The sequence below is a fragment of the Agarivorans sp. QJM3NY_30 genome (assembly GCF_050870855.2).
Classification (GTDB): Bacteria; Pseudomonadota; Gammaproteobacteria; order Enterobacterales; family Celerinatantimonadaceae; genus Agarivorans.
The window spans coordinates 4,523,471-4,548,105 of sequence record NZ_CP194038.2 but is presented as its reverse complement, the minus strand read 5'-3'; the positions used below and the strand labels follow the sequence as shown (position 1 = coordinate 4,548,105).

The following is a 24,635-nucleotide window of genomic DNA, read 5'->3' as shown; positions in this document are numbered from 1 at the left end:
GAAAAGAGCCTAAAGGAAATGCAAACGTGACCGCGCAAGAATAGCATAATGGGCGAATCGGGAGTTTACTTTAATCTGTCAATTGCCGGATAATAAGGCCATTATTCAACAATAGTAATACCAGTGAACTCAAAACAGCCTTATCCTTATCAGGCCGATGGTCGTTGGCAACAGCCACAAAATGTTGAATTAGAATCAACTGCTTTAGCTGATTGGTTACTTTATCCTGGTTCGCTCACCGCACGTTTGCGCCAGCATTGCCAGCATTTTTCCATCCAAGTGTTATTTGAAGGCTATTTGGAAATTACCGAGGCTGAACGGCAGGCTTTGGATTGTGAGGGGCCTTACTGGGTCAGAGAGGTCTTACTGTGCTGTGATGACTTACCTTGGGTATATGCACGTAGCGTCGTTCCGCAGGATTCTTTAGCGGGAGAGGCTGCAGCGGTGAGTTATTTGCAAAACAACTCTTTAGGAGAGTTATTGTTTACCGACAAAGGTCAGCGACAAACTTTAGAGCTGTGCCAAGTTGATGCGCATTCTGCGCTTCAGCAAAGTGTTGGGCCAAAGCAGCCGCTGTGGGGGCGACGCTCTCGCTTTCTATTAGCTGGTGCACCGCTACTCGTGGCCGAGTTTTTTTTACCCGCCAGCCTAGCTTATCAAGGAGTTGATCGTGCTTGATTTGATCAAAGTACACCCATACTGGCAGCTGATGCGCGCCGATAAACCCATCGGTACCTTATTGTTATTGTGGCCTGCCTTGTGGGCTTTGTGGTTGGCGGCTGAAGGACCACCTAAACTGTCGGTGTTGCTGGTCTTTGTATTAGGCGTGTTTTTAATGCGATCGGCTGGCTGTGTGATGAATGATTATGCCGATCGTGAGGTCGATGGTCACGTTAAACGCACCGCTCAGCGCCCTTTAGTCAAAGGGCTGGTTTCTGAACGCGAGGCACTTGGCTTGTTTATTGGCCTGGTGGCTTTGGCATTTCTATTGGTTCTGACCCAAAATTTGCTGACCATTGCCTTATCGGTTGTGGCTTTAGCATTGGCGGCAATTTACCCTTTTATGAAGCGGATTACTCATCTACCACAGCTATTTTTGGGGGTGGCTTTTGGTTGGTGTATTCCGATGGCCTATGCCGCCCAAAGTGGTCAGATTGCACCTGAGGCATGGTTGTTATTATTAGCCAACATTTGTTGGACGATTGCTTATGATACTAAGTATGCAATGGTGGATCGTGAAGATGACTTGAAGATAGGGGTAAAGTCGACCGCGATTTTATTTGGTCGTTATGACAAACTAATAATCGGTTTATTACAGTTGGCTTGTTTGTGCTGTTTTGCCGCGATCGCCTATTTAAAGCAATTAGGCTTAGCCTTCGATATTGGTTTGTTAGCGGCGGCGGCTTTGTTTGTCTATCAACAGAAATTAATCCGTTATCGGCAACGGGAAGCCTGTTTTAGTGCGTTTCTCAATAATAATTATGTTGGTTTGGTGATATTTATTGGTATTGCCAGCCACTATGGATGGCTGGCGTGGTTTGCCGCTTAGACTAAATTAAGTCTCGAGATCGAGTAATTCACTGATCGAATCATAGACGCCATCGGCTAATAGTGGCGCTAGTTTGCCAAATAGGTTCTCAGCCACCTCCACTTGGTTATAGCCATGTTCGCGGAATAGAGCCAACAGACTACTGGTGATGCGTTTGTCGTAGTATTCCGGTGCATTGATATGGTGCAGCTTGGCTAAGCGCTGAGCGGCGGCTAAAGCTTGTTGTTCCAGCTCGCTACGAGTCAGGTGCGGTCGTTTTGCCAATAAAGCCGCCACAATGGCATAGCGATGTAAGCTTTCTTGGGCAATCTGCGCCAGTAGTAGCAAACGGCCACGACGGTGGCTGTCTATTTTAAAACACTCTCCGTTTTCACTGATTAACTTTAAAGCGACAAATTCAGCTAAATAACGCTCGCATAACTGGCTAATATCATCTACTTGATAGTGTAAAAACAGCTCTCCTTTAAGTAGCGGATAAAGTTGTTCGAGTAGGCTGACTAGTTGAGATCGGCCAATGCTGCGATGCTGTAATAACACGGCGGCAATAAAGGCTGGGATGATCAATAGGTGAATGATGTTATTGCGATAGAAGTTTAACAAAACCTGCTGCTTTTCATCCAAACCAATGATGCTGCCTAAATCGTCTTCCCGGATCTCAAATTTGTTCAAACTAATGGCTTGTTCCAATAGGGAATCTGCATCTAAGTCTGGCAATGTAACATGAGTGCTATAGGGCACATTACGGATCAGGCTGCTACAAAGGCTGATTTGTTTAGCTAGTTGATTACGCGGCAGAGCGCGATTTTCTGCAGCCAGTAAAATAATGGCACTTAAGCACAAACCGTTCACTGCTGCGGCACTGTTAATGTTTTCCATGAGTTGCTTAGACACTTGATTCACTGCCGGAACCAACCATTGCGGTTTCAAGCCCTCTTCATGGCTCTCTCGCCACTGTGGTGCAATTTGATTGAGTTGTTGATTGAGGTTAATTGGCTCACCAAAATTGACGTAACCATGGCCAAAATTACGCAGCTTGCTTAACATGCCAAATAGCGAAAGCAAGGATTCCTTATCTTTGGTTTTTCCCTTGAGTTCCTTGTAGTAAGTGCCTACTTCCATCACGTGTTCATAACCAAAATAAACCGGTACGATGGTGACCGGGCGCTCCAAACCACGCATCATGGCTTGTACGGTCATGGCGAGCATTCCGGTTTTGGGGGGTAATAAGCGACCCGTTCGACTGCGGCCTCCTTCGGTAAAGTATTCCACCGAGTAGCCGCGACTAAATAGTTGGCTAAGGTATTCACGAAATACGGTTGAATACAGTTTGTTGCCCTTAAAGCTGCGTCGAATAAAAAATGCGCCCGCTCGGCGGAAAAAGGGCCCCGCAGGCCAAAAGTTTAGATTTACCCCGGCGGCGATGTGTGGCGGCACCATGCCTTGGTGGTACAGCACATAGGAGAGCAGTAAATAGTCCATGTGGCTGCGATGACAAGGGGCATACACAATTTCATGACCCTCTTGTGCCAGCTGGCGAACCTTTTCGGCGTGGTTTACTTCGATTCCTGAATAGATCTTATTCCATACCCAACTTAGCACTGAATCAGCCATACGCAGGTTACGATAGGAAAAATCGGCGGCAATTTCTTCAAGATATCTGAGAGCCGTTTGTTTGGCTTCAGCTTGGCTTTTGTGGTTGTTTTTGGCTTCGTCGCTGATGGCGGCGCGAATGGTCGGCGAGGCGAGTAATTGTTCAAACATATGACGACGGATGGGCAACTTCGGACCAGTGGCAATCATCTGCATACGGCTAAAGTGGATCCGTGCCACTCTTGCCAGCTTGTGGCCAATTCTTTGGTCGGCACCATGGCGTTGTGCCATTTGTTTCAAGGAAACCGGGTGACTAAAGCGAACTAAATTCTCGCGACCTTTAAACACGACTTGCCAAGCTTTCTTGATTGGACCCGCGGGCCGCTTGGTTTTGCCACTCATTAAATCATCAACGCTTTCCCGACCAGGGTAGCGATCCCAAAATAATTTTACAGGCATTAATTGCACATCGTGGTTTTGTTCACTGTGATGAGCGCGTAATGCCTGAGTGAATTGCTTGATAGTCGCTTCCGAGGTCTCGCCCTGTCGATCGCATAAAAAGGCCACTCGCTGATGAATTTCCCCTGCGAAACTGACAGGCGTCAAGGGATCTGGTAGCCCCAGTACTTTACAGGCGAGCTGCAAGGTGAGTACATCAGCTAAAGATGCGCTGGGGATCACATAAATGATCGGTTGGCTCAAGTCTAAAGAAAACTCGTCGATTGGATTTTCAGGAATAAATTTCCCGCGGGTAAAAAAGCGAATGCTTGAACGTAAAATCGCCAAAATTGGAGAGGGCAAGTGTAACATTTAAAAGAACTTATGTTGGTGAATGGATACACCTTGCAGGGTAGCAGACTTCTTAAAAATTGGCTGCAACTAGCTGTGAAATCTGTTGACCTAAGTCAAGTGTTTTGTGCGCTAGAGCTTTGTTTAAAAGCTCCGTATGATTGGCTTAATGCGGTCAGCAGCACTATTATGTGTAATGCCGTTAACATTTTATTAACTCGATATATCAGTCAAAGGATTGTCATGAGCGTTTCCCTTAGAGTCATTGCTGTTTTTTTTCTCGCTGTCTTGCCAAATATGGTGCATGCGGCCTTTATTACGACGAAAGAGGCGCAGTTAGATGCCATCTATTCGCAAGCCAATTTTGGTAGCAAAATCATCGATATTCGTATCGGTACTGCCACCGAGCTGGTGTATCCTGAGTTTTTGGATATCACGGCTAGTAGCGAAGTGAACCAGTTATTTAGTTTGCACCAAGGCCCCGCCAATGTGGTGAACTTCTATTTCATTGATACGATTAGCGCCTGTGGCAGTTTCACCTCGGCAAGTATCGTTGGCTGCGGTGAATACCGAGGCAATGACTTTGTGGTTGAATCTACATTTGCTGCGGGTTGGAGTGGCGCCGAGCTGCTGGCGCACGAATTAGGGCATAACCTAGGTTTACCTCATCTTTCGGGTAATTACCTCATGAATCCAAGCTTGAATCGCTCTACCTTATTAACCCCAGCAGAAATCACAACTATTTTCTTAAGCCCTTTGGTGCAGAATGAAAATGATTATTATTGGATCGATATCAATCCGGTATTAATTGTGGCTGCCGCCACCACGGTGGATGAGCCCGCCAGCCTGCTATTATTTATGCTTGTCGGAGGCATGTTTTATCGGCTTCGTCGTCAGCGAATGAAGCCCTTAAAGTTAAGCGATGCGTTCTGTTGCAGGCAGGGCATCGCAGCATAGGGATTAAAATCGATTTATCGTTGTAGTTGTTGCTGCCAGAGCCGCTCGATACCACTGGGTCGAGTGGCTCCAAAAAAGGCACAACTTTGCTGTGTGGCTAGAGCCCACAACTGGTTTCCATAGTCATAATGCCACCACTCACTGGCTAAATTGCTAAAACCAGCGTTAGTCATCGCGTGGTAAAGTAAACGTCGGTTTTGCTGTGCCAACTGTAGCGCTTTACTTAAAGCTGGCCGTTCGAGTGCAGCGGTCCATGAGTCGTCACTGGCTTCGTCGAACAGAGTTCCCATGTTTAACAAACGACCATGTTGGTCACACAAGGTCACATCTACCGATCCGCCTGTTAGATGCGGACTTGGAGCCTTGGGATCGGTGCTGGGGGGCGATACTAGATTTCTCGCTTTATCATTGCATTGTTGCGGACTGAGTTCGGGATTCGCATGCTCCATCAAGTTCATTAGCGTATCAAATAAGTATTGTTGAACTGGAAATGGACGCCAAGCATCTAATATCACCAAATGAATACCAGTTGGGAGTAATTTCTCAGCTTCTATCAGACGTTCGAAGACTGAAGCGCGAACAAAACACTCTGAAATTGCATGGCGAATTTGCATTTTATGATAGGCCGGATAAACCTTGATCGATGAAGACAAACTCATTGGCTCGAGTGGCTCGTTATTGTCACAAATTTGGATTTCTTGGAGCGCTTTCCAATCCGGTAGCGCTTGCTCTGGAATAGTTCTGGTAACGAAATGATTCATGAGATTACTTAAATAAACTGGGAAGGAAAAGAGTTAGCGACGGAATGAAAATTAACAGCAATAACACCATTAGCGCAATTAACACGAAGGGCCAAATGGATTTAAACATTTCATGTAAATCTAATTTGCTGACGGCTGCTGCAACATAAACGCAAGCACCCATGGGGGGGGTGATTAAAGCAATTGTAATATTCATGGTAATGATGATCCCCAAGTGGATCGGGTCAACCCCAGCTTGTAGTGCGATGGGAGTAAATACAGGCGTCAGTAGCATTAATGCCGAAACTTCTTCCATTAACATTCCCGTGATAAACGTGATTAAGCTAATCAGCAATAGTACCAATGTCGGGTTTTCAGCAAAGGGTTGTAATGCGCTGGCAAATTGATTGGGAACCTGCGCATAGGCGAGTAACCAGCTAACCACCGATGATGCGCCAATGATGATGAAAATAGCGCAGCTTAATATCACGGTCTCTTTTAAGGCCAGCATCGCCCCGCTGATCGTGAGTTGTCGGCTGATCAGGCCGATTAGCAGGGCATAAACCACAATCAAGACCCCAGATTCGGTCGGGGTGACAAAGCCAAATACAATGCTGGCTACTATGATCAGTGGGGCAATGAGGGCTGGGCCTGCAGCAACTAAGGCTTTAAGCACTCGGCTCACCGAAGGGCGCTGCGATGAAATACTTAAATTGGCTTTTTTGGCGTAAAAATAATTAATTACCAAAAACGCACATCCCAATAAAATGCCTGGAATCACCCCAGCCAAGAATAAATCCCCCACCGAGGTATTGGTCACCGATGAATAAAGGATCATAAAGATACTAGGGGGAATGATCGGTCCGATTAAGGAGCTACCGGCAGTTAAACCTGCAGCATAAGCGGTTGAGTAGCCGTCTTTTTTCATTGCGGGGACTAACAGTGACCCGAGGGCAGAGGTATCTGCTACGGCCGAGCCATTGACGCCAGCAAAGAAAATACTAGAGACCACATTTACATAGCCTAAACCGCCCCGTAAATGGCCGACTAAAGATTTAGCAAAATCCATCAACTTCGGCGTCAGACCTGCGGCATTCATTAAATTACCCGCGAGAATAAATAAGGGGATCGCCATTAAGGAGAACACATTAATTCCGCTAAAAAATTGTTGGGGTAGCATGCGTGGCAATAAACTCAGGTCAACAAAGTAAAAGCCAGTAATCGCCGTCAATATCAGACTAATGAACAGCGGCAGACCCAGTAATACGTGGATCAAAAAAACCAATAACATGGCCACGAGCATCACGAGAGCGCTCCTTTATTTGGGTAGGGGCCACGAAGTAGCGCCAAAACAAAAAGTACGGCAAAACCAATTGGAAGGCTTAACGAAGGAATCGTCTTGCTAATGCCTAGGCCCATCGTATGAAAACGAGATAGAGAGATGGCATAGTGGGCGCTGGTGTAGCTAAAAAAGCCTGCAATCGTCAATATCAGTAACCACCGATACCAATGCAAAACTCGATTTAATTTTACGGGAAGATAGCGCTCAATGATGGAGACTCGCATGTGTTCATCTCTTAAGTACACAGCTCCTGCAGCCAGCATAACCGTTGCTATAATGACAAACCGTGAGAATTCATCGGTCCATATTGGCGCACTATTTAGCAGGTAACGTGCACAAACGCCGTAGAATAATGTGAGTAAATTTAAACTAAAAGCGATGACCGCAATGGCTAACATCAAGTTGGCGAAGCGTTCAAGAATAGCGTGTTTCATATTTATATCCGATATAGACGCCCTAAGGCGTCTCATCTACTGGGGAAGGGAGACCTTATTGGGCGTCTTTTAGGGCCATATCGATCCATTTTGTATCGATGTTTTGTTCTTTAAGCCAAGCTAAATAAGAGGGCTGACCAATTTCTTTAAATGCGGCCAGTTCTTGTGCGCTAGGACGATAGACTTGCATCCCCTTATCTGCCAAGAATTGAATTCGCTGTTCGACTTGTGATTCAACAGCTTCGCGGTTCATGCCATTGGCTTGGTTTACTGCTTCTTCTAAAGCTTTACGTTGCTTAGGGCTAAGGCTTTTGAGTAGTGCATCGTTGGCCACTAAGAACTGATCGGAGTATTGAATGTTGGCCAGTGTTAAGTACTGTTGTACTTCGAACAGACTCCCCAAAATGATATACATTGGTGGGTTCATTTGACCATCGGCAACGCCGGTACGTAAGCCCATATAGACTTCGGTCCATGGGATCGGTGTGCCAGAAGCGCCAAATGATTCGTATAATGCGACCTGACTTTTGTCCATGGCTCGGAAGCGTAAGCCTTTGAAATCAGCAGGAGAGTGGATTGGACGTTTATTGTTGGTAAAGGCTAAGAATCCCCCTTCTTCAACGACGGCTAACAGGTGAGTATTGGTGCGCTTGTAAAATTCTTGTTGGGCGCTTTTCCAGTATTCACCTTGATCAAAAAACTGATGAGCCTGCTCGAAAGTGCCAAACATAAAAGGGATGGCGCTGACAAAGATTTCAGGGAACTGAGGTGAGATCCCGCCAAAAGAAGCAATGTTCAGGCTGGGGGTATTCATCACCTGTTCCATGCGTTCTTCTTCTTCGCCGAGCATACTATTGGGATAAAGCTTTAATTGAAGTTCTCCCTGGGTTTTGTCTGCGAGAATTTGTTTTAAGTTACTCGCAAATAGGTGTACTGCATTTTTGTCTGCATCGGGCGCACCGTTATAGCTTAAATTAATGGTTTGAGCAGACAGTACGCTGCTGAATAGAAGACCAATACCTAACGCGGCACTGGCTGACCACAAACGCTTTGTTACCGGAGTAGTTAAACTGCTAAACATGTCGATTCCTTTTTTCATATTGCAATTTATGGGTGTATAAGCACCTTATATGTTGTGTTGTTGATCAATCAATATCATTCGTGTTGCAAAAAACTCAACATATCTTGCGGCGCATCGTGATTAAGAAACTGAGTTGAGTTTTGTAAATGGGTGAGCAAGGCTTTTGCCGGTAAGGTAAGCTCACGCTCTTTTTTACTGAGTACCCGTGCTTTGGCTTGTGACAAAATATCGTGATTGGTCTCGACAACCGCAATAGTGCCCTCGTTGACTTCTGATTGAACGGTTAAGCGAGGCATAAAAGTGATCCCTGCCCCAGAAGAGACAAAGTTTTTTAACACCGCGACCGAGTTAGTTCGTAAACGAGGCACTAGAGAAATCCCGCCAGTCTCTTCAGCAATATTCACTAAGCGACCCATGCCTGTAGATTGATCGATTAGGGCTAGGGGAAAGTTGACCACTTCACGAATGTCAATTTTGCGTTTGAGTTGACTTAAAGGGTGGTGGATTGGGGCAATAATATCTAAGGGGTGAATCGTTTCGATATGGCATAAAAAGCTGGGTTGATTCACCGAGGCATAAGTAACCGCAAAGTCGATTTGGTCGTCTTCTAGCAGTTGAATGGCTTCCTTGGCACCAGCCATTTGCACGCTCAGTTGAATTCCTGGATATTGATTGAGAAAGCTTTGCAGTGAGGTTGATATGAGGTCGGTGATAAAACCTTCGCCAATGGCGAGCCTTACCTCGCCAGCGCGTAAGCCGAGTAAGTCATGAATTTTGGAGATAGTGACGGCCTCGCTGGCTTGCATTCTTCTAAAGTAGTGCAGTAGCTCTTGGCCAGAAGGGGTAATTAAATTGTTGTTATTGGCACGATCCCAAATACTGACACCGAGTTTCTCTTCTTGTTGGCTGAGTGCTCGGCTAATCGCCGACGGATCAACATTGAGTTTGACAGCTGCCTTTCGCAGCGAACCGTAGCGCTCGATTGCATTTAAAAATTCAAGTGCTCTAGGGTTTAGTTGTTTCATCGCGGTACTTTCTTCTTTGAGTGATGTTGTTTTGCGTGTCGATTGAACCATTCTATTTTCTGTGGCCATGTTGTTTGGCGCATCAGCATATGGTTTTGCCATCTCACCATACACCGCTTTAATAAGTGATTAAAATCATTAAAAGTGAGATCGCTAAATCATGATTCTGCTTACTTGAGCAGCCAAAGGGGACGGGTAAGCTGGTAAAGCCAGTGCTGGTGGAGGGTGAGAAGGTATCAGTGAGGCGAGCCTGTTTATCGATACCATGAATGGTTTGGTTGACCAAGTAAGATAAACAGGACTGTTCGGTGTTTAATCAGATATGAACAAAACGCTGCAAAAACGGCACTCAAAGTAAGGCATGGTCGCGAGGTGATTCATTCACTACATCCCATAACGAAATGTTTCACCAAGCTTTAGCATTTCTCGATGCACCGGAGCGAGCGCTTGGGCGTATGCCGCAAGTAGTTGCATGCTATATTGGCTACGCTGGTGCAACTGAGCATCTTCGCAACATAAATCAGACTTAAATAGCGTTTCGCAGTTGCGAAATATTAGCTGGTCCGGCAAAAAGCAAACATGATTATTTTTGTTACCGGTCATGCGAAGTTCACTAATTGGGTAAACACCATTGATACTGGCCGATACACTGGCGAGCAGTGCAGGTTTATGGGCTAGCTCTTGGTCGCTACATAATAGTAAAAAATTCTTGAGTGCGGGCGTTGCCATGCCATGCCACTCTGGCGTGATGAAAATAAAAGCATCGGCCTGTTTCAGGGATTCGGCAATGGGTCGCCAAGCTTGCCATTCTTCACTACCACTCCAAAAGCCTTCATTCCAAAACGGCAAGTTGAGCTGATGTAAATCGAAAACACTGGCCTGTTCAAAATGACTGAGGCTTAGTTTTTCCAGGTAATTAGCCACCTTTAAACTGTATGAGTTAGCACGTTGGCTACCAGAAATAATACAAATTTTCATTGTTACTCCTTACATATTTGAGATTGAAACTTGAGAGGATTTGCTTGGCGAGGTGCACGAGGCGTCGCCAATACAATGGATAACAAAATCGCGAATGCGCCAACCAGCTGTGGCCAGCTTAGCGTTTGGTCGAGCAGTAAGTAACCTAGAAAACAGGCCGATACACTACTTAAAAAACCGATAAATGACAGCGTTACCGTTGGCAGTTTTTCAATCCCACGAAACCAAAGTGAGTAAGCGATCATGGCACCGAATAAACTTAGATAGCTATAGCCTAGATAATTGTTCGTCGAGAGTTGGCTGGGAAAACCTTCTTGCCAAAGCGCAATAGGGAATAACATTAAACCGCCAAATAAGAGTTGCCAGCCAGTGAATCCAAGCATGGTCATACCGCTGGGGCGCCCCCATTTCTTGGTCATCACCACGCCTAAAGCCATGCTGATGGTGCCAAGAGTCGCCACCAAAATTCCAGCCAAATTAAGCTGAGCCTGGTTATTGAGAACGAGTAGTGCGACCCCGCCAATGGCTAATCCGCAAGCAAAAAGTTGCGCCGATGAGATCCGGTTGCCTAATAGCAAGCAACTTAAACCAATCACCAATAGTGGCTGAATTGACATCACCAAAGCCGCCATACCACCGGGTAAATAAGTTGCGGCAAAAAATAGGCAATAGAAAAATAGACCAATATTTAACAAGCCGAGGCTGGCAATGCGCCACCACCAGCCCGTTTTAGGCCAGGCTCGGCTAAACAGTACTAACAAAATGCCAGCGGGAAGAGCCCGCAGAGAGGCTGCAATCAGTGGGCTGTGCGGGGGAAGTAACTCTGTGGTCACAATATAGGTACTGCCCCAAATAATGGGTGCTATAGCGGATAAAATAATATTCTTCAGTGATTGACTGGGGCTCATGATGGACCTCGATAAGCAATAATATGATTAATTATCTTCCTTGGAAGATACTTTCTTAAAAGTAATGGATGCCGTTGATTTAATCAAGTATCTTTTACAAAAGATTTTTACCAGAGAGATAAATATGCCGGAAGACAAAGTTGATAAGATCCTCGCTCAATGGCGAGTGGCAAGACCTGATTTAGATTGTTCGGTCATGGGGGTGGTGGGACGCTTAGGTAGAACTCACGGTCAGTGGCGACACCAGCTAGACCAGATATTTAACCAGTATGGATTAAGCAATATTGAGTTCGATATTATGGCAACGATGCGCCGCAGTGGCGAAGCCGTGACGCCGACTCAGCTTTATCAAACGCTGATGATCTCGTCTGGTGCGGTAAGCAAACGTATTGAAGAGCTGGTGCAACGTAACTTGGTGCAGCGGATTGCCAGTGAGCAGGATCGACGTAGTTGCAAGGTGAGACTCACTGAACAGGGCCAAGTCTTGCTCGACCAAGCACTTAACGCTCATGTTGCCAATATGAACAAAATGCTGAGTCCGCTGGATCCAAAAGAGCAACAACAACTCGCTGGTTTACTTAAAAAGCTACTGCTCTCAGAGGGTTTATAAGCAGCCTGAACAACGCTTAAAAACGGTGCCGGCTTGTGGTCAACGCTCCGTTTTATTTTCAGCATAGTGAAGTGCGATACTTTGGTTTTTCGATTTTGCTTAGCTAAAACGCTGAGCAATAAATTTGGCAGCTTTCGCTGCACCCTCGTTAGAAATGCTATGTAGGGTGTCGGGTTCGTATTGGGTTTCTACTTTGTAGCCTAAGTCGCTTAAGCGTTGTGCGGCAATTTGGCTTTCGGAGCAGGCGATTACCGGATCTTTTTGCCCATGGATCAGCAATACCGCTTGCTCTTGGCTCTTAGAATAAGGCTCGGGGGAAGATAATCGGCCAGAAAAGGCCACCACGCCAGCAATTGGTAGGCGGGAACTTACCAGTAAATCCAAGGCCATAATTGATCCTTGAGAGAATCCAGCAAGGATGATTTGGTCATGTTGTGGATCTAGTTGATGTTCTTCTAGTACGGCTTGAATGCTCAGATCGAAGCTTTTTCGTGCTTGGGTAATCCGTAATGGACGGGTTTCGTCACTGATCCCTGTCACACTAAACCATTGGTAGCCAGGGCCCTGGTCAAAAGGAAAGGGAGCATTGGGGGCAATGACTAAGGTATTGGGTAGGCTTTCGGTCCAATAATTGACCAGGCCTTGCAGGTTTTCGCCGCTGCTGCCGACGCCATGTAACATGATAACTGCTTGTTTACTCATCTGCTGACACACCTTGAATGAAATAATGGTGTTTAGCTTAAACTATCTTTTCCTTGATGATTAGTCTTCAAAAATGGGAGTGATTATTAACGCTATGGCGATAATCTTTCGCGAATTTGGCTTGGTCGCTAGAAGTGGGAGCAGTATTTTAAGACTCTTTGGCCTTCGCTTGTTTTACTTGGGGTGAGGCCTATCCATCGAACGCTAGAGATTGGAGGCTAACGGTCTCTGGCAATTCGATGAACAGGTCTCATTTATTTCGCCTTAGAGCCTTGTTATATTGACGCCCTTCAGCGTTAAAGCGTGCCTTTCTAAGTGGAATGAGTATCACTAGAACTTATTTATTCGGTTTGTTTTCGTTGCCGTCGTACCAATCAAGGTATTGACTCGCACCCACCTGACCCGATTCGACTAAGGCTTTTTTCTTCTCATCGGATAGATCAAAATCGGTGGTGCTAACACCTAGGGTGTCGATGTACACGGTGCGAGCCCAATCATCACTATGTAAGTGCGCATTTTGCTGTGCTTCTAATATGGTATGGATCAGTGCCCAGCTATAATCGAAGAAATTATCGATTTTTTGCTGACTAGGCGCCGCGTGATCGCGAAATACCGCAATCTCTTGTTTTGAATCGAGCCTGAAGCCAAGAGTTTCCCGGTTATACACATAGTTAGAGATAGGCCGTTGCAGGGTGGTGATTTGTGAATTGATTGATTTGTAGTAATCGGGTTCATGGTAGTTGTGGTTCACATATTTCTGGCGATCAAACAGCTTGATGGGGTAGTTGTCGAGTACTCCGCCATCTACATAAACATCGCCACGGATACTACGCTTAGCGGCAAAAAATAGTGGGATCGACATCGAAATCCTCGCTGCATCGGCAACGCAGATCCTTGGCGTATGCTGTGCTGAGAATACTTCAGAAAAAGATGTTGATAGGTTGGTTCCCATAAAGTACATAGATTTGAAGCCTTTACTGTCTTTCATCGCTTCAATATCTGCGAAAGTGCTCTCGCTATTGCCAGTTTTTTGCTTAATCAATTGGCCTATCCAATTGCGAAAGAAGTCGCCTTTATACCAACCAAATTGCTCTATTAAACGTTCGGTATCTCGAACCACGCCCCAGGAATCATCCATAAAATTGTTAAAATCTAAAGACCACAGGATCTGCTTCATTTCTTCGTTGGTGTAACCCAAGCCCACCAGCACCGCATTGATTGCTCCGGCAGACGTTCCGCCTACCCGCTGAATATCTTGAATAATGGCTCTCTCTGAAAACACTTCGAGTGCGCCAAGGTAGGCGATGCCCTTCACACCACCTCCTTCAAAAACGAAGTTTTTAAAGTGATAGTTCATGCTGTTATCTCCCGATGGTTGATGCCATTAAATATCTTGCTGTTTAGGGCGATACCCCAAGCACGGTTAGGGTCTAATTAAATCCCAATTCTTGGCCCCTCTTGGTGTTCTTGCATGGGGGCGAGTGTGTACATTCAGTAGAGGGTTCGTCCTCCTAAAAGCCTAGCTATTAATGAGCTATTTGCCATTAAAGAATGGCGTGAAGTGACAACTATCTTTATACAGCTGCAGAGGGGGCGGATGTTTACGGTTGATGAAGGACGTAACATAGCTTTTAATTGTCTGATAAGTAGCGATTTTATGTTAAAGTTAGAATGCTTATTTGAGATGGTTAGTGGAGAGTTGTCAGACAAATTTGCTGTCAGCAATGGATTTATACATTGTCAGATGTTTTGAAGCGCATATAAAATTGGAGGCAATTGAGTGAACAAAGAACAGGCGCAGCAGCATATAGAATCGTGTTTGCAAGAAAGTGATTCATTCATTGGTTTCTTTCAAGCCATAGAGCCACCAAAGATCTGGTTGTTCTTTTTGATTGGTCCCTTGGCTGTATTTAGCATGAAAAGCTATTTTTTAGCCGTGACCGAAGCGGGTATCTATTTTCATAAGTTGAGTCTACTCGGAAAGTTTAATGGCTATGACTTCTTTACCTACGACGACATTGAGAATGTAAAAATTGGAAAGGGTTTACTGCAGCGGCCCATTAAATTCAAATTTAAAAATAACCGAAAAATTACCGTGAAGGCTCAGTTAAAAGGCGTCGAAAAAATTGCCAAAATAACGCCCGAGGTACAGCAGTATATCGAAGGAAATATCCCCGTAATATCATGATTTTATTTCTTGTATCCAGCCTTATTTATGGGGGTGGATTAGTGGCGCTAAAACCATCGCCGAATAGTTTGAAAGCGAAGCCCATATCCTACAGGGAACATTTTGGCCTTGTTTGGGCGGCGATGTTTTCAGGCCTATTATTGATGTTGGTATTTCTGGTGACAAGCGATTTTGGTTTTATCACGGTTAACGACAATCTTTATCGCTTACTCTCACTTAATAACGATTTTCAACACAATAAAATTTGGCCGATACAAGCGATGACTCACTTGTTGATTCACGCTGATCTTTTACATCTTTTTTCAAATGTGCTTGGCTTGGGCGTTGCTTCTGTCTACCAAAGAAGGGTGGGGGCTAGACGATTTTTTGCCGTGTTATGTGTGGCAAGCGTGGCGTCTATTCCATCGATTTTACTCTTTTCCGAACCAGTTTCAGTATGTGGAATATCTGGCGGGATATTTGGTTTGGCTGCGGCATATTTTACTGATGAAGATGGTTTAAGTTTTAAGGAGTGGGGGAGTGCAATATTGCTATTTGTATTTCTGATGGCATTGTTTTCTCTGCAATCAACATTTTACCGTCATTCCAGTGTGAGCTTGGATTTGAACATTGACCACCTAGGACATGCGATGGGGGCTATGGGTGCGATTATCTATTGTCGGTTAAAGCCAAGAGCAATGGGTAAGCAAGCCGAGAGCGGTTAAATGGAAAGCACCTAAAAACGTGCTTAGTGTTATTTTTTGGTCAATGTTTTACACGATTGAACGGCCAACTTTATTTTAAGATACAAAAATTACGGTTGGCATGATCCGTTATCTTCTCTGGTGTTTGGCGATGTATAATTATGCGTCAGCTTTTGACAGCAGCTTCTCGATATTTTCTAAACGCATGTTACTAGACTGCCAGATTTTTTTGCAGAGTTGTGCCGCTTACCGCAGATGACTATCAAAAAAGCCAATCACAAGTTCTTCAGCACCATAATTAATATAAGCGTGTTTTTGCCAAATGGCTTGAAAGTGCGAGGCTTAAAAATTGCTGAACGTTGATGGCACCGAGTGTGCGTTTAAACTGCTATAGTGGCCAATCAGGACGTACACAATAATGGATGAATAATGGGTAGAGAGCTATTTGTAAGCGTACCGCGTTTAACCATCATGTTGGCGTTGTTGGCGTTGTTGGGTTTATTCAGTTGCTCTGTCTCCCAGCGAGAAGCGGCAGACCAAAGCTTAATCAATGCGGACTTTAAGATCGAGTTAAGCCAATACCAACATAGTCCCTATAAACAGGTCGAAGCCCAATTTACTACTGAGCAAAATTTACAATTGGTATTTAGAGTCTTGTCTGATCTGCAGCGCACCGCTCAATGGTTCGAACACTTACAAGCAATTGAAACCTTGGAAATATATTCCAATCAACAGTTTTTGTTACGCACTATCATCAAAAGTCCTTGGCCGTTTACGGATCGAGAACTCATTACCTGTGTTGCCACCGAATTTGAACCGAAGCGCATTCAAATTCGGGTGAGCGCTTGTTCAGACCGTTACCCGCCGAATCCTCAGTGGGTTCGTGTGAGCGCAACCAATGCCACTTGGACCTTGCAGCAACAAGCATCGGGTACAGTGCTGGTGAATTATAAGGCTTGGCTCGATCCCAATGGCAATGTTCCGGCGTTGTTTTACAACCAACAACTGATTGCCTCAACGACTGCTTCTCTGCATCAACTAATCAAGCTGATCGAAAGCTCTTCATTACAGCAGTATGCCTATTGAGGGCTTGTTATTATTGTGTGTCGGAGTCATGTTGAGTTTGCTTTAATGGTGAAAGTTTCTGATATACCCGATTTCAGATAATAACTGCGACATTCATGGAAAGGTGTAGAAGAGGAAGAAAACTGCCGAAAGTGGTACGCTCTTCTCGCCAAGTACTACCATGAATTATCAGCAGTTGACCGAGAGGAGAAGATATCAGATTTCAGCCCTTTTGGAACAGGGGATTTCAGTACCAGAAATTATTGGAATTAAAAAGGAACTTCTTAAAAGAGGAGGGCAGCTGGAAATTGACTCTATCTGTGCAACAATTTTATATCGACATTTGACTCAGAAGCAACGAGTCGATGCGATGGTTTTAATTAGGTCACTCTCCAATCCCATTTTAAAAAGTAAGTTAATCACAAAAGCTCTGGATGCTACATATTTAAATCCGCAATGGGGGATATGGTCGATGACTAATGATGAATTACAAGCAGATAAAGACTTTCATGAATTCATTGATTCATTTGCTAGTTACATTGGACTTAGTGCCTCAGGATTAGGCGTCAAAGAGTTAATTGATAGTGCGAGAAGTAACCAAAAATTGGCTAAAGGTGGAATTGTAATGTTAGTTATTTGGGGGACAGTTGCATTTAATAAATCTGAGTTAAATAAAGTCAGCAAAGAAATTAATAATAGAACTGTAATGCTTACTTCGGAACTATATTGATGGTCATTAGAATTATCGTAAACATATTAATTGCATTGTTAGTATTTTGGTATTGGAGTAATAGTGAACCCTCGAAAAAGGATGGGTTATTTTACGTCTTTTTTATAAGTTCGCAAATTGGGATTTTCTTTGCCTATGAGAAAATTGCTAAGCTTAAGGATCAACTTAAAGAACAATCTTCTGTAGAGCCCGTGAGCACAAAAGATACGAAATGAAGGTGATAGTCTGAAGGCTTGCCGTGGATAAGTATCGAAGCACGCAAGTCTCATTAGGTTGTCGTTTGCTCAGGCCAACAGAGAATAAACAAGAATAAAAGACATCCATCCCAATTTAGCCCAACTGGTATTCAGTCATTAGTTGCCTGAACTGTCAGTAGTGTTTTCTTGGAGTTATTGCCATGCCTCGGTTAAGACCGTCGCAAGTCAGCTTATCGAATACACCTTATTCCCACTGTGTTCGACGGGCAAGATAAGCAAATGGGCAAGAGCTACGAGCATCCATCCTCGCGAGTGGATTTAAAGTGGCTGTCATAAATAACTTATTGATGTTTGTGCTTACGCAGTCATGAGTACATTAAGGTCGTAGGCTTCGGATTTTGGTCGTGTTACTTTGGGTGTCTTGATATTTAGAGTCTTCCGTCTCGCTGACTGCCAGTTTTTATCCCCCTCTTTGTTAATGCTGAACTTTTCAACATCAGGCTGCTTTCTGTGTATGAGGAGTGAATCTTGTTGCCCTATGGAAGCGATTTAACAGAGGCTTGTAAGTGGCTGTTATAAAAATACAAAAGGAAAAATTTTTGATGAAATTTTTAAATTGCTTGAAAATAGAGCAACTACTTTCATAGTTTAAAGGAAGTAGCATAGCCCCGCTTTATCTAATACGAGGCTGGGAGATAAATAAACCTCCCTTAGAAAGTTACTTTATAAAGTAAAGCATCTTATTTTGTTGACTGTAGGACGTGCCACCGCTATATGGATAAACATCAAACTTCACAGGTCCAGCGTTGTATACTGATGCCCCGTTCATAGAATGAGTCCCACTAGTATTTGCAGCGGTAATAAATATCGCAGAGAAGTTTCTAGCCCAATCAGTAACTGACGCCCACAACACCGAAGCAGTAGCTAAATCTTCTGCAACGACTTCAGGCTGTTTACTAGCAGGAGCTAAACGCATAGTGTCAACACTAATAGTAGAGACTCTTCCATGCTCGTCTATGGTCATAAAACCTTCACTCATTAGAGATAACAAAGCTTGCCAGCTATCTTTCTCAAGAACCCCTAATTCATCGAGTTTAACACTGCTTGTTGCAGTTTTAGCTGGCAGGTTGTCTCGATGATTGACAATCAGAGTCCATCCGCCGCCATAATTAGTCATATCACAATACGCTTCAAATGGAGCTACTCCAAAGTCTTCTCCATCAGGGTCGATTACATAATAACCATCACCGGTAGACTCCCCAGCTAAAATAATATCATTACAACTTTGTCTCACAGTTTGAACTTTCGGAAATTCCAAACTCCAATCTCCAGCCTTTCCCTCAGCTGAATACCAAGTCCCGTAATAATCAGAATTAGCATCCTTAAGGCCAACAAAATAGGTCTTTTGTTGCATGCCCTCTATTTCAAAATAAATATTTTTTTCGTTCTTAATTGATCCGTTGAATAACTGAGAATCATTAACAATTGAAACAACCGACTCACCATTTTTCACTAAAGTAAATTCTACGCTACTAGTAGCAATCAATTCGTTATCAATAGTTTCATCCATTGATAACACTGTTGGCATCTCTGTATTGTTGGCTTGAACAGCCAGTGAAGTCACAAAAAACAAGCTTGCTATCTGATATTTCATTTCATCAAAAACCTATTATCTAATTAAAATGCCAAAAATACACTTACCTTATAAATAATTCAAATATTATGATGCCGTTTTTTTTATAAAACTGTAAATTTCTGGGATAAAATCATTTAGAGTGAAGTAAGCTGCGTATTTCGGTGATTGCGATCGCTTGTTTCGGTTTATTCCGATCACCTGTTCCTACGGCAGAAAACTAAGACATCCATCCCAACTGGTATTCAGTCATTAGTTGCCTGAACTGCAGGGCGGGAGCATACTTTGATGGATTTATAACCCAAAGAAGACTCGTGCCCGATAATCGTCGCTCCATCCCGCTTTTTTCAACTTCACTTTGTGACTTGGCGCTCCACAATCGCATTGTTTGAGCATGTTCATCACAAAACGTCTAAATAGAGCTATGTTTTCCACCGCTCCGTCTAAAGTAATGCGAGAGTTATCCTCTTTAAAAACAACATCTAATACGTAATGCTGGCTGTTTTCAATTCGCCAATGCTGACGAATATAGTGGCCTAACAATTTGTGATTCGGTGACATTGAGCTTATGTAATACGAGGTATCTACAGTGCCTGTCCCATTTATCACGCGGTGACGTTCCACTGCTATGATACTTCTTACCGTTGGCCATTTCTTTGCTAACTCTTCGGGCAACTTGGCCTTTAGTTGAAAGACGTATCGCTCTTCGCTACGACCATGGTGTTTTTCTTTAATTTCAGTGACGACCTTCTCTTTACCAGCATCAAAGACGGCTTGAAACTGCTCAACAACAGCCGCTCTCAACTTTGGTTGGTTGTTTTTTACTTGAACGACAACATGAGCCTTCTTTTCTGCGATTTTCTCTAGTGTATCGCGCTGACAATGTAGAGCATCAACGGTGACAACACTGCCTTTTACGTTAATAACATCAAGCATTTGGCGCACAACGCTAATCTCGCCGTTCTTGTTCGCTGTCGGTTTCTGACTCAGAACGAGACCACGTTCAGTATCATAGGCTGTAACCAATTGTAATGCTGTTTTCTTGTTATTTCGGTACGAGCCACGCAGTACTTTTCCGTCAAATGCGATGATGGCTCTGTTTTGACTCGTTCGCTGCTCGTTAATCCACAGAGCTAATGCCTCAAGCAAAGACTCCGCGACAACAGAACGCAAAATGCGTGCAATCGTGTGTCGTCTTGGGATCCCGTGTTCAAATGGTCTATATTTCCTCAGCCAGCCCAACTTCTCTTCACCATAATATTCAATGTCTTGCCAGCCTTCACATCCTGATGCGATAGCACTGATAACAAGGAAAATTACGTCAATAAGGTCATGCTTTTGATTGATGTCAGATCGAGTATCCTCGACGACTGATAAATGTTCAATTATGTTCAAAATAACTATGTAGCTTAGGGTTTAGAGGTATTAGATCATATCTGTTAACAAAGTGCGATCCCGCCCTAGCCTGAACTGTCAGTAGTGTTTTCTTGGAGTTATTGCCATGCCTCGGTTAAGACCGTCGCTTTTGGGAAGGCCGCTTTAAATCGTAAGCATTACTCGATGAAGCAGCACTTGCTAGTTAGAATGTCTGTCAAAATACTCCTAATTAAGCGGTCGTTGTCTATTGGGCTAGTATTGTATAATTTGGCATACTTGTTATGTATAAGAGTAAAAAATAAGAATGAAAATCCACCACTTGAGAAGCGCAACTTTTGTCATTGAGTCTGGTGAATATCATATATTGGTTGATCCTATGCTCGGTGAAAAAGGTTCATTGCCGCCATTTTCGGTATTCCGATTCAAAGCCCAAAACAATCCAACCGTAGATTTACCTTCAAATGCCAAGATTATTCTAAAGAAAGTAACTCATGCATTAATCACTCATAGTCAAACGTTCGGTTTTAAGCCACTGCAACACGTTGATCATTTAGATCGAAAAGGTGAGGATTTCTTAGTCGAGAAATCGGTTCCTGTAACCACGATTAATAAAGATAAAGCTTATTTGGAAAAGTATGGAATGACGGTATCTAATGGCTTGTTGCCTTGGCAGCCTACGGCATATTTAGGCGGGGAAATTACGGCAATTCCCGCTCAACACGGGCATGGTTGGGTTAATAAAGTAATGGCTAACGGTTGTGGCTTTTTCCTAGCACTACCTAATGAACCAAGCATTTATATTAGTGGCGATACGGTCTTAACCGCAGATGTCAAAAAAGCCTTGAGAGATCTGAAACCAGATATCACCGTGGTTGCGGCTGGTCAGGCTCAAATGGATGTTGGTCAGCCACTGTTGATGTCGAAGGATGAAGTTCTGGAGTTTATTCGTTTATCACCTAGTAAAGTTATCGCAAACCATATGGAAGCATTAAATCACTGCTCAATAGATAGAAATGTACTGAGACATACCCTAGATTTTGAAGGGCTAACTGACAAGGTGATCATCCCAGAAGATGGAGCAACGCTGACGGTTAAGGTTTAAGTATCAGAATGCATTTAAATTGGACCTGTTTGAGTTATTACATTAGCTGGTGTGACGGTGAGGAAAACTAAAGCATCCATCTTAGCGAATAGGTTTAAAGTGGCTGAATCGCAAATTTTATTTGAATCAAGCGTTAAGTTGCTATACGCTCAGGGTATGAACAAAGAATCAATGTTATTTTTAAATGGTAAGTTTCAGTCTTTAATGAAGCTTGCTCAGCAGATGGAAAAGGCGCCAAGAAAGTTTGGTACCGACGAAATACTTTCGAACTCAGAGATCCACTTAATAGAGATTATCGGTGATCATCGGGACTTAAGTGTCACAGACATTGCTAACGCATTGGGGATAACAAAAGGCGCGGTTTCTCAAGCTCTAAAAAAACTGGAGAAGAAAGGTTTTACCGAGAAAAGCCCTGCTCCAGACAATCTTTCGAGAGCCATTGTTCGATTAACGAGTAAAGGGGAAATTGCTTTTGTTGCTCATAAAGAGTGGCATGAAAAGATGGATGGCGGGTTTGCTAACTACATACAAGAATTAGGTCAAGAGGATATTAAAGTGATTTCTGAGTTTCTCGAAAGAACGGAAGATTTCCTCATTCGCAGGGTTAACTCTCCGGAGTAACCCTTTTTTTAAGTAATGTGTATACCAACTAAACACTTAAAGGAAAAAAGATGAACTTGTTAAGAAATGAGCTACATATTTGTAATCACAGGCACTCTTTTGCACTCGATAATGTGGCTCGCCGCTTATTTCAATCACCCAAAAAGATAACATCAGATTATATTCGACCAGGGAATACTGTTATAGATATTGGGTGTGGCCCAGGTTTTTTTACAATTCCAATGGCGGAACTCGTTGGAGAGACTGGTCAAGTTATTGCGGTGGATCTACAACCTCAAATGCTCGCTAAACTAAAGAAAAAGCTGGATGGCTCTATTTTGAATGAACGTGTTGAACTGCATCAGTGTGAACCATCAAGTCTGGCACTTAAATCTGAAGTTAAAGCGGATTTTGTTCTAGCTTATTACATGGTTCATGAGGTTCCCAACCAGAGAAGTCTCTTTGAAGAGGTAGCCAATACACTTAGCGATGATGGCCAATTTCTAATAGTAGAGCCATTTTTTCATGTCAAAAAGTCAGCTTTTATGCAATATCTATCGATTGCGGAAGATGTAGGTTTGAAGGCAATTGAGTCTCCTCGAAAAAAGGGCGGGATGAGTGTGTTACTCACGAAATAGATGAATTTGAAGGAGGCTTGGTTTAGAGCATCACTTTGCCAGCGTGGTTGGGGCTGGGCATTCACTAGAGCGCTATAAGCGTGGGCACAATCAACAACGAATTAAAGGCATGGCAGCTGCCAAGCGCTGGCTGTCTCGATAATTTGTTAGTAATTCGTTAGCGCTTTTTCCAGTTTACGTTTAGAGAGCAGTTTAGCTATTTTTTCGGGTTCTTCAGGGTAACCATATCTAGCCAGTTTACCTACCTCTGGGTCGTTACATAGCTCAAAGTCTTTTACCCATGCATCAATACTTACGGAACTGATTAATAAGGTAAATGGTGGACAAGCTTGATAACCTTCTTCTTCAGCTCGAGATTCTAGACGGGATTTTTCTAGTGACTGGCCAGGGAAAATAAATAGGAAACCAATAATCACGACTATAGTAAGAACTTTTACTGATTGGTGCTTAGCATTTAGACTTTCGTTTGAACGTTTTAGGCAAATATATTGCCAAAGCATAAACAGTGCTCCTGATAAAGTAACGATAGAGCTACCAATAAAACCGCTGTATTTAGCATCGAGATAAATTACTTGGTAATTATGTATGACTTGATGATTAAAAAAATTGAGCATGTTGGTGCTGAAAAGCATAACGATAGATATGAGACAAATTGCGAAACAAAATAATGAACTAGTTAATGCTGTTCGAGGGGAGTGCTTTATCATTGTTTATCCTAAAAGAATTTATAAGCAGAATAATTCATTTCATTTATAGTTTTCATAGTATTTATTTTTTGTTCCAAATGTTGTATATCTTTTTCGGCTGACGCTTCGACAGCTTGATTGAGGCTGGCCGTTATTTTTTCTTTAATTTGAAGTCTATTCTCAGTTGCGTTTAAAGTACTTTGCACAATGAATACGACCGCTAGACCAATTGCAATTGGAATAATGACCACTTGGGTTGATATGAATGCCGCTCCGATTAAAACACCTGCACAAGCAGCTATCGATGCTTTTAGTACGTCAGATGAGACATCCACGATCCAGTTCGTCATTACATAATCTTTTTGGAGAACGAGCTCCAAAGTGTGATGTGATACCGAAAATAAGATGGTTAATAGTACTCCCCCACGAGCTGATGCTTTTAGTCCTTGCAGACCGATACCCAAGGTTAGTATTTTTGTATTAGTAGATAAGTAGCGGGTGCCCTTAATCACCGTTCTTAGTTTGTGATTGCCTTTAAAGCTGATGTAGCTCTTAGCGCCATTTTTAGTGATTTCGTATTTACCTAATATGCTACCACCTCGACGCAGATCTAAGGCCAAAATACCCATAGTCTTCATATCAATAATTTGTCCACCAAATTGGTTCACTAAGTTTGTTGAGGATACGAATAAATTTTGAGCTAGTTCAGGTAAACCTAAAGCTTCCAATTGTTGACTTATTGCACTTTGAGAAAATCCTCGGCTCTTTTGTTTAGCGACCCATAGTGAGAAAAGCTCTGGTCCATGAAGTATGTACAAATCAATTTCACTCATTTCTAAGGTTTTCAATTTTGTTAGACATTTATCTCTAGTTTGCTTTTTGCGTAGTGATAAGCACTGAAATTTATTTTTAACCATGGAACTTACTCTTTCTTAATATTGATAAAATTATAGTTAGTGGCTGTGGCAAAGTAAATAACAGAGAGAATAAAAGACATCCATCCCAATTGATCCAACTGGTATTTAGTCATT

At 43.3% G+C, this 24,635-nt stretch carries 25 protein-coding genes; 11 read left to right on the top strand and 14 right to left on the bottom strand.

All coding sequences use genetic code 11. From position 1 onward, the window contains the following. The first annotated feature begins 123 nt into the window (after positions 1-123). Complete coding sequence (locus ACRRSX_RS20715) at positions 124-678, top strand: chorismate--pyruvate lyase family protein (RefSeq protein ID WP_432455713.1); 555 nt, start codon at positions 124-126, stop codon at positions 676-678. A 31-nt stretch (positions 679-709) separates the two neighbouring features. Next, positions 710-1,549 (top strand): 4-hydroxybenzoate octaprenyltransferase, encoded by an 840-nt coding sequence (ubiA, locus tag ACRRSX_RS20710; protein ID WP_432456130.1) that lies wholly within the window; start codon positions 710-712, stop codon positions 1,547-1,549. A 6-nt stretch (positions 1,550-1,555) separates the two neighbouring features. Here the strand turns inward: ubiA and plsB are convergent, their stop codons facing one another. After that, entirely contained in the window at positions 1,556-3,949 is a 2,394-nt protein-coding gene (gene plsB, locus ACRRSX_RS20705) for a glycerol-3-phosphate 1-O-acyltransferase PlsB (RefSeq protein WP_432455714.1), read from the bottom strand. A gap of 222 nt (positions 3,950-4,171) precedes the next feature. Here plsB and ACRRSX_RS20700 point away from each other — a divergent pair, with 222 nt between their 5' ends. Next, positions 4,172-4,885 (top strand): PEP-CTERM sorting domain-containing protein, encoded by a 714-nt coding sequence (locus ACRRSX_RS20700; protein ID WP_432455715.1) that lies wholly within the window; start codon positions 4,172-4,174, stop codon positions 4,883-4,885. Positions 4,886-4,899: 14 nt separating this feature from the next. Here the strand turns inward: ACRRSX_RS20700 and ACRRSX_RS20695 are convergent, their stop codons facing one another. The 7 genes from ACRRSX_RS20695 to ACRRSX_RS20665 form a co-directional block, all read right to left on the bottom strand. Continuing rightward, positions 4,900-5,646 carry a M15 family metallopeptidase gene (locus tag ACRRSX_RS20695; RefSeq protein ID WP_432455716.1) on the bottom strand — a complete coding sequence of 249 codons (747 nt, stop codon included), beginning with the start codon at positions 5,644-5,646 and terminating at the stop codon, positions 4,900-4,902. A gap of 4 nt (positions 5,647-5,650) precedes the next feature. Next, the gene (locus tag ACRRSX_RS20690; RefSeq protein WP_432456131.1) at positions 5,651-6,928 is read right to left on the bottom strand and encodes a TRAP transporter large permease; all 1,278 of its coding nucleotides are present in this window, start codon (positions 6,926-6,928) and stop codon (positions 5,651-5,653) included. After that, the gene (locus ACRRSX_RS20685; protein WP_432455717.1) at positions 6,928-7,401 is read right to left on the bottom strand and encodes a TRAP transporter small permease; all 474 of its coding nucleotides are present in this window, start codon (positions 7,399-7,401) and stop codon (positions 6,928-6,930) included. The genes ACRRSX_RS20690 and ACRRSX_RS20685 overlap by 1 nt, the downstream gene beginning before the upstream one ends. Positions 7,402-7,456: 55 nt before the next feature. Further along, positions 7,457-8,482, bottom strand: coding sequence for a TRAP transporter substrate-binding protein DctP (locus tag ACRRSX_RS20680; protein WP_432455718.1), 1,026 nt, complete (start codon positions 8,480-8,482; stop codon positions 7,457-7,459). Between the two features lie 74 nt (positions 8,483-8,556). Next, entirely contained in the window at positions 8,557-9,609 is a 1,053-nt protein-coding gene (locus ACRRSX_RS20675; RefSeq protein ID WP_432455719.1) for a LysR family transcriptional regulator, read from the bottom strand. A gap of 282 nt (positions 9,610-9,891) precedes the next feature. Then, complete coding sequence (locus tag ACRRSX_RS20670) at positions 9,892-10,485, bottom strand: NADPH-dependent FMN reductase (RefSeq protein WP_432455720.1); 594 nt, start codon at positions 10,483-10,485, stop codon at positions 9,892-9,894. A 2-nt stretch (positions 10,486-10,487) separates the two neighbouring features. Continuing rightward, the gene (locus tag ACRRSX_RS20665; RefSeq protein ID WP_432455721.1) at positions 10,488-11,393 is read right to left on the bottom strand and encodes a DMT family transporter; all 906 of its coding nucleotides are present in this window, start codon (positions 11,391-11,393) and stop codon (positions 10,488-10,490) included. A 124-nt stretch (positions 11,394-11,517) separates the two neighbouring features. On the opposite strand from ACRRSX_RS20665, the gene ACRRSX_RS20660 reads away from it, so the two are divergent. Further along, positions 11,518-12,003, top strand: a complete 486-nt coding sequence (locus tag ACRRSX_RS20660; protein ID WP_432455722.1) for a MarR family winged helix-turn-helix transcriptional regulator — start codon at positions 11,518-11,520, stop codon at positions 12,001-12,003. Positions 12,004-12,102: 99 nt separating this feature from the next. Here the strand turns inward: ACRRSX_RS20660 and ACRRSX_RS20655 are convergent, their stop codons facing one another. Together ACRRSX_RS20655 and ACRRSX_RS20650 are read right to left on the bottom strand one after the other, a co-directional pair. Next, positions 12,103-12,705, bottom strand: a complete 603-nt coding sequence (locus ACRRSX_RS20655; RefSeq protein WP_432455723.1) for an alpha/beta hydrolase — start codon at positions 12,703-12,705, stop codon at positions 12,103-12,105. Between the two features lie 337 nt (positions 12,706-13,042). Beyond that, positions 13,043-14,062 (bottom strand): patatin-like phospholipase family protein, encoded by a 1,020-nt coding sequence (locus ACRRSX_RS20650; RefSeq protein WP_432455724.1) that lies wholly within the window; start codon positions 14,060-14,062, stop codon positions 13,043-13,045. A 423-nt stretch (positions 14,063-14,485) separates the two neighbouring features. Here ACRRSX_RS20650 and ACRRSX_RS20645 point away from each other — a divergent pair, with 423 nt between their 5' ends. The 4 genes from ACRRSX_RS20645 (at position 14,486) to ACRRSX_RS20630 (ending at position 17,371) form a co-directional block, all read left to right on the top strand. Further along, positions 14,486-14,893, top strand: a complete 408-nt coding sequence (locus ACRRSX_RS20645) for a PH domain-containing protein (protein ID WP_432455725.1) — start codon at positions 14,486-14,488, stop codon at positions 14,891-14,893. A gap of 41 nt (positions 14,894-14,934) precedes the next feature. Beyond that, positions 14,935-15,597, top strand: a complete 663-nt coding sequence (locus ACRRSX_RS20640) for a rhomboid family intramembrane serine protease (RefSeq protein WP_432455726.1) — start codon at positions 14,935-14,937, stop codon at positions 15,595-15,597. A gap of 408 nt (positions 15,598-16,005) precedes the next feature. Beyond that, positions 16,006-16,662, top strand: coding sequence for an START domain-containing protein (locus tag ACRRSX_RS20635; protein WP_432455727.1), 657 nt, complete (start codon positions 16,006-16,008; stop codon positions 16,660-16,662). A 160-nt stretch (positions 16,663-16,822) separates the two neighbouring features. After that, positions 16,823-17,371: a hypothetical protein gene (locus ACRRSX_RS20630; RefSeq protein WP_432456204.1), complete on the top strand. Its 549-nt coding sequence runs from the start codon at positions 16,823-16,825 to the stop codon at positions 17,369-17,371. Between the two features lie 915 nt (positions 17,372-18,286). Here ACRRSX_RS20630 and ACRRSX_RS20625 read toward each other — a convergent pair. Both ACRRSX_RS20625 and ACRRSX_RS20620 read right to left on the bottom strand, forming a co-directional pair. Next, positions 18,287-19,222 (bottom strand): fibrinogen-like YCDxxxxGGGW domain-containing protein, encoded by a 936-nt coding sequence (locus ACRRSX_RS20625; RefSeq protein ID WP_432455728.1) that lies wholly within the window; start codon positions 19,220-19,222, stop codon positions 18,287-18,289. 273 nt (positions 19,223-19,495) lie between these two features. Further along, on the bottom strand, positions 19,496-20,596 hold the full coding sequence (locus ACRRSX_RS20620) for an ISAs1 family transposase (RefSeq protein WP_432455729.1): 1,101 nt from the start codon (positions 20,594-20,596) through the stop codon (positions 19,496-19,498). A gap of 286 nt (positions 20,597-20,882) precedes the next feature. On the opposite strand from ACRRSX_RS20620, the gene ACRRSX_RS20615 reads away from it, so the two are divergent. The 3 genes from ACRRSX_RS20615 (at position 20,883) to ACRRSX_RS20605 (ending at position 22,918) form a co-directional block, all read left to right on the top strand. Beyond that, positions 20,883-21,680 (top strand): MBL fold metallo-hydrolase, encoded by a 798-nt coding sequence (locus tag ACRRSX_RS20615; RefSeq protein WP_432455730.1) that lies wholly within the window; start codon positions 20,883-20,885, stop codon positions 21,678-21,680. A gap of 99 nt (positions 21,681-21,779) precedes the next feature. Continuing rightward, positions 21,780-22,301: a MarR family winged helix-turn-helix transcriptional regulator gene (locus ACRRSX_RS20610; RefSeq protein WP_432455731.1), complete on the top strand. Its 522-nt coding sequence runs from the start codon at positions 21,780-21,782 to the stop codon at positions 22,299-22,301. 50 nt (positions 22,302-22,351) lie between these two features. Continuing rightward, the gene (locus ACRRSX_RS20605; protein WP_432455732.1) at positions 22,352-22,918 is read left to right on the top strand and encodes a class I SAM-dependent methyltransferase; all 567 of its coding nucleotides are present in this window, start codon (positions 22,352-22,354) and stop codon (positions 22,916-22,918) included. Between the two features lie 146 nt (positions 22,919-23,064). On the opposite strand, the gene ACRRSX_RS20600 is transcribed toward ACRRSX_RS20605, so the two are convergent. Both ACRRSX_RS20600 and ACRRSX_RS20595 read right to left on the bottom strand, forming a co-directional pair. After that, positions 23,065-23,625: a hypothetical protein gene (locus ACRRSX_RS20600; protein ID WP_432455733.1), complete on the bottom strand. Its 561-nt coding sequence runs from the start codon at positions 23,623-23,625 to the stop codon at positions 23,065-23,067. 8 nt (positions 23,626-23,633) lie between these two features. Continuing rightward, complete coding sequence (locus ACRRSX_RS20595; RefSeq protein ID WP_432469375.1) at positions 23,634-24,521, bottom strand: hypothetical protein; 888 nt, start codon at positions 24,519-24,521, stop codon at positions 23,634-23,636. Positions 24,522-24,635: the final 114 nt, after the last annotated feature.

Excerpts from the sequence above, each read along its gene's own strand:
- ubiA (WP_432456130.1), top strand. The coding sequence starts at position 710 with ATGCGCGCCGATAAACCCATCGGTACCTTATTGTTATTGTGGCCTGCC.
- plsB (WP_432455714.1), bottom strand. The coding sequence starts at position 3,949 with ATGTTACACTTGCCCTCTCCAATTTTGGCGATTTTACGTTCAAGCATT.
- ACRRSX_RS20700 (WP_432455715.1), top strand. The coding sequence starts at position 4,172 with ATGAGCGTTTCCCTTAGAGTCATTGCTGTTTTTTTTCTCGCTGTCTTG.
- ACRRSX_RS20695 (WP_432455716.1), bottom strand. The coding sequence starts at position 5,646 with ATGAATCATTTCGTTACCAGAACTATTCCAGAGCAAGCGCTACCGGAT.
- ACRRSX_RS20690 (WP_432456131.1), bottom strand. The coding sequence starts at position 6,928 with ATGCTCGTGGCCATGTTATTGGTTTTTTTGATCCACGTATTACTGGGT.
- ACRRSX_RS20685 (WP_432455717.1), bottom strand. The coding sequence starts at position 7,401 with ATGAAACACGCTATTCTTGAACGCTTCGCCAACTTGATGTTAGCCATT.
- ACRRSX_RS20680 (WP_432455718.1), bottom strand. The coding sequence starts at position 8,482 with ATGTTTAGCAGTTTAACTACTCCGGTAACAAAGCGTTTGTGGTCAGCC.
- ACRRSX_RS20675 (WP_432455719.1), bottom strand. The coding sequence starts at position 9,609 with ATGGCAAAACCATATGCTGATGCGCCAAACAACATGGCCACAGAAAAT.
- ACRRSX_RS20670 (WP_432455720.1), bottom strand. The coding sequence starts at position 10,485 with ATGAAAATTTGTATTATTTCTGGTAGCCAACGTGCTAACTCATACAGT.
- ACRRSX_RS20665 (WP_432455721.1), bottom strand. The coding sequence starts at position 11,393 with ATGAGCCCCAGTCAATCACTGAAGAATATTATTTTATCCGCTATAGCA.
- ACRRSX_RS20660 (WP_432455722.1), top strand. The coding sequence starts at position 11,518 with ATGCCGGAAGACAAAGTTGATAAGATCCTCGCTCAATGGCGAGTGGCA.
- ACRRSX_RS20655 (WP_432455723.1), bottom strand. The coding sequence starts at position 12,705 with ATGAGTAAACAAGCAGTTATCATGTTACATGGCGTCGGCAGCAGCGGC.
- ACRRSX_RS20650 (WP_432455724.1), bottom strand. The coding sequence starts at position 14,062 with ATGAACTATCACTTTAAAAACTTCGTTTTTGAAGGAGGTGGTGTGAAG.
- ACRRSX_RS20635 (WP_432455727.1), top strand. The coding sequence starts at position 16,006 with ATGGGTAGAGAGCTATTTGTAAGCGTACCGCGTTTAACCATCATGTTG.
- ACRRSX_RS20630 (WP_432456204.1), top strand. The coding sequence starts at position 16,823 with ATGAATTATCAGCAGTTGACCGAGAGGAGAAGATATCAGATTTCAGCC.
- ACRRSX_RS20625 (WP_432455728.1), bottom strand. The coding sequence starts at position 19,222 with ATGAAATATCAGATAGCAAGCTTGTTTTTTGTGACTTCACTGGCTGTT.
- ACRRSX_RS20615 (WP_432455730.1), top strand. The coding sequence starts at position 20,883 with ATGAAAATCCACCACTTGAGAAGCGCAACTTTTGTCATTGAGTCTGGT.
- ACRRSX_RS20605 (WP_432455732.1), top strand. The coding sequence starts at position 22,352 with ATGAACTTGTTAAGAAATGAGCTACATATTTGTAATCACAGGCACTCT.
- ACRRSX_RS20600 (WP_432455733.1), bottom strand. The coding sequence starts at position 23,625 with ATGATAAAGCACTCCCCTCGAACAGCATTAACTAGTTCATTATTTTGT.
- ACRRSX_RS20595 (WP_432469375.1), bottom strand. The coding sequence starts at position 24,521 with ATGGTTAAAAATAAATTTCAGTGCTTATCACTACGCAAAAAGCAAACT.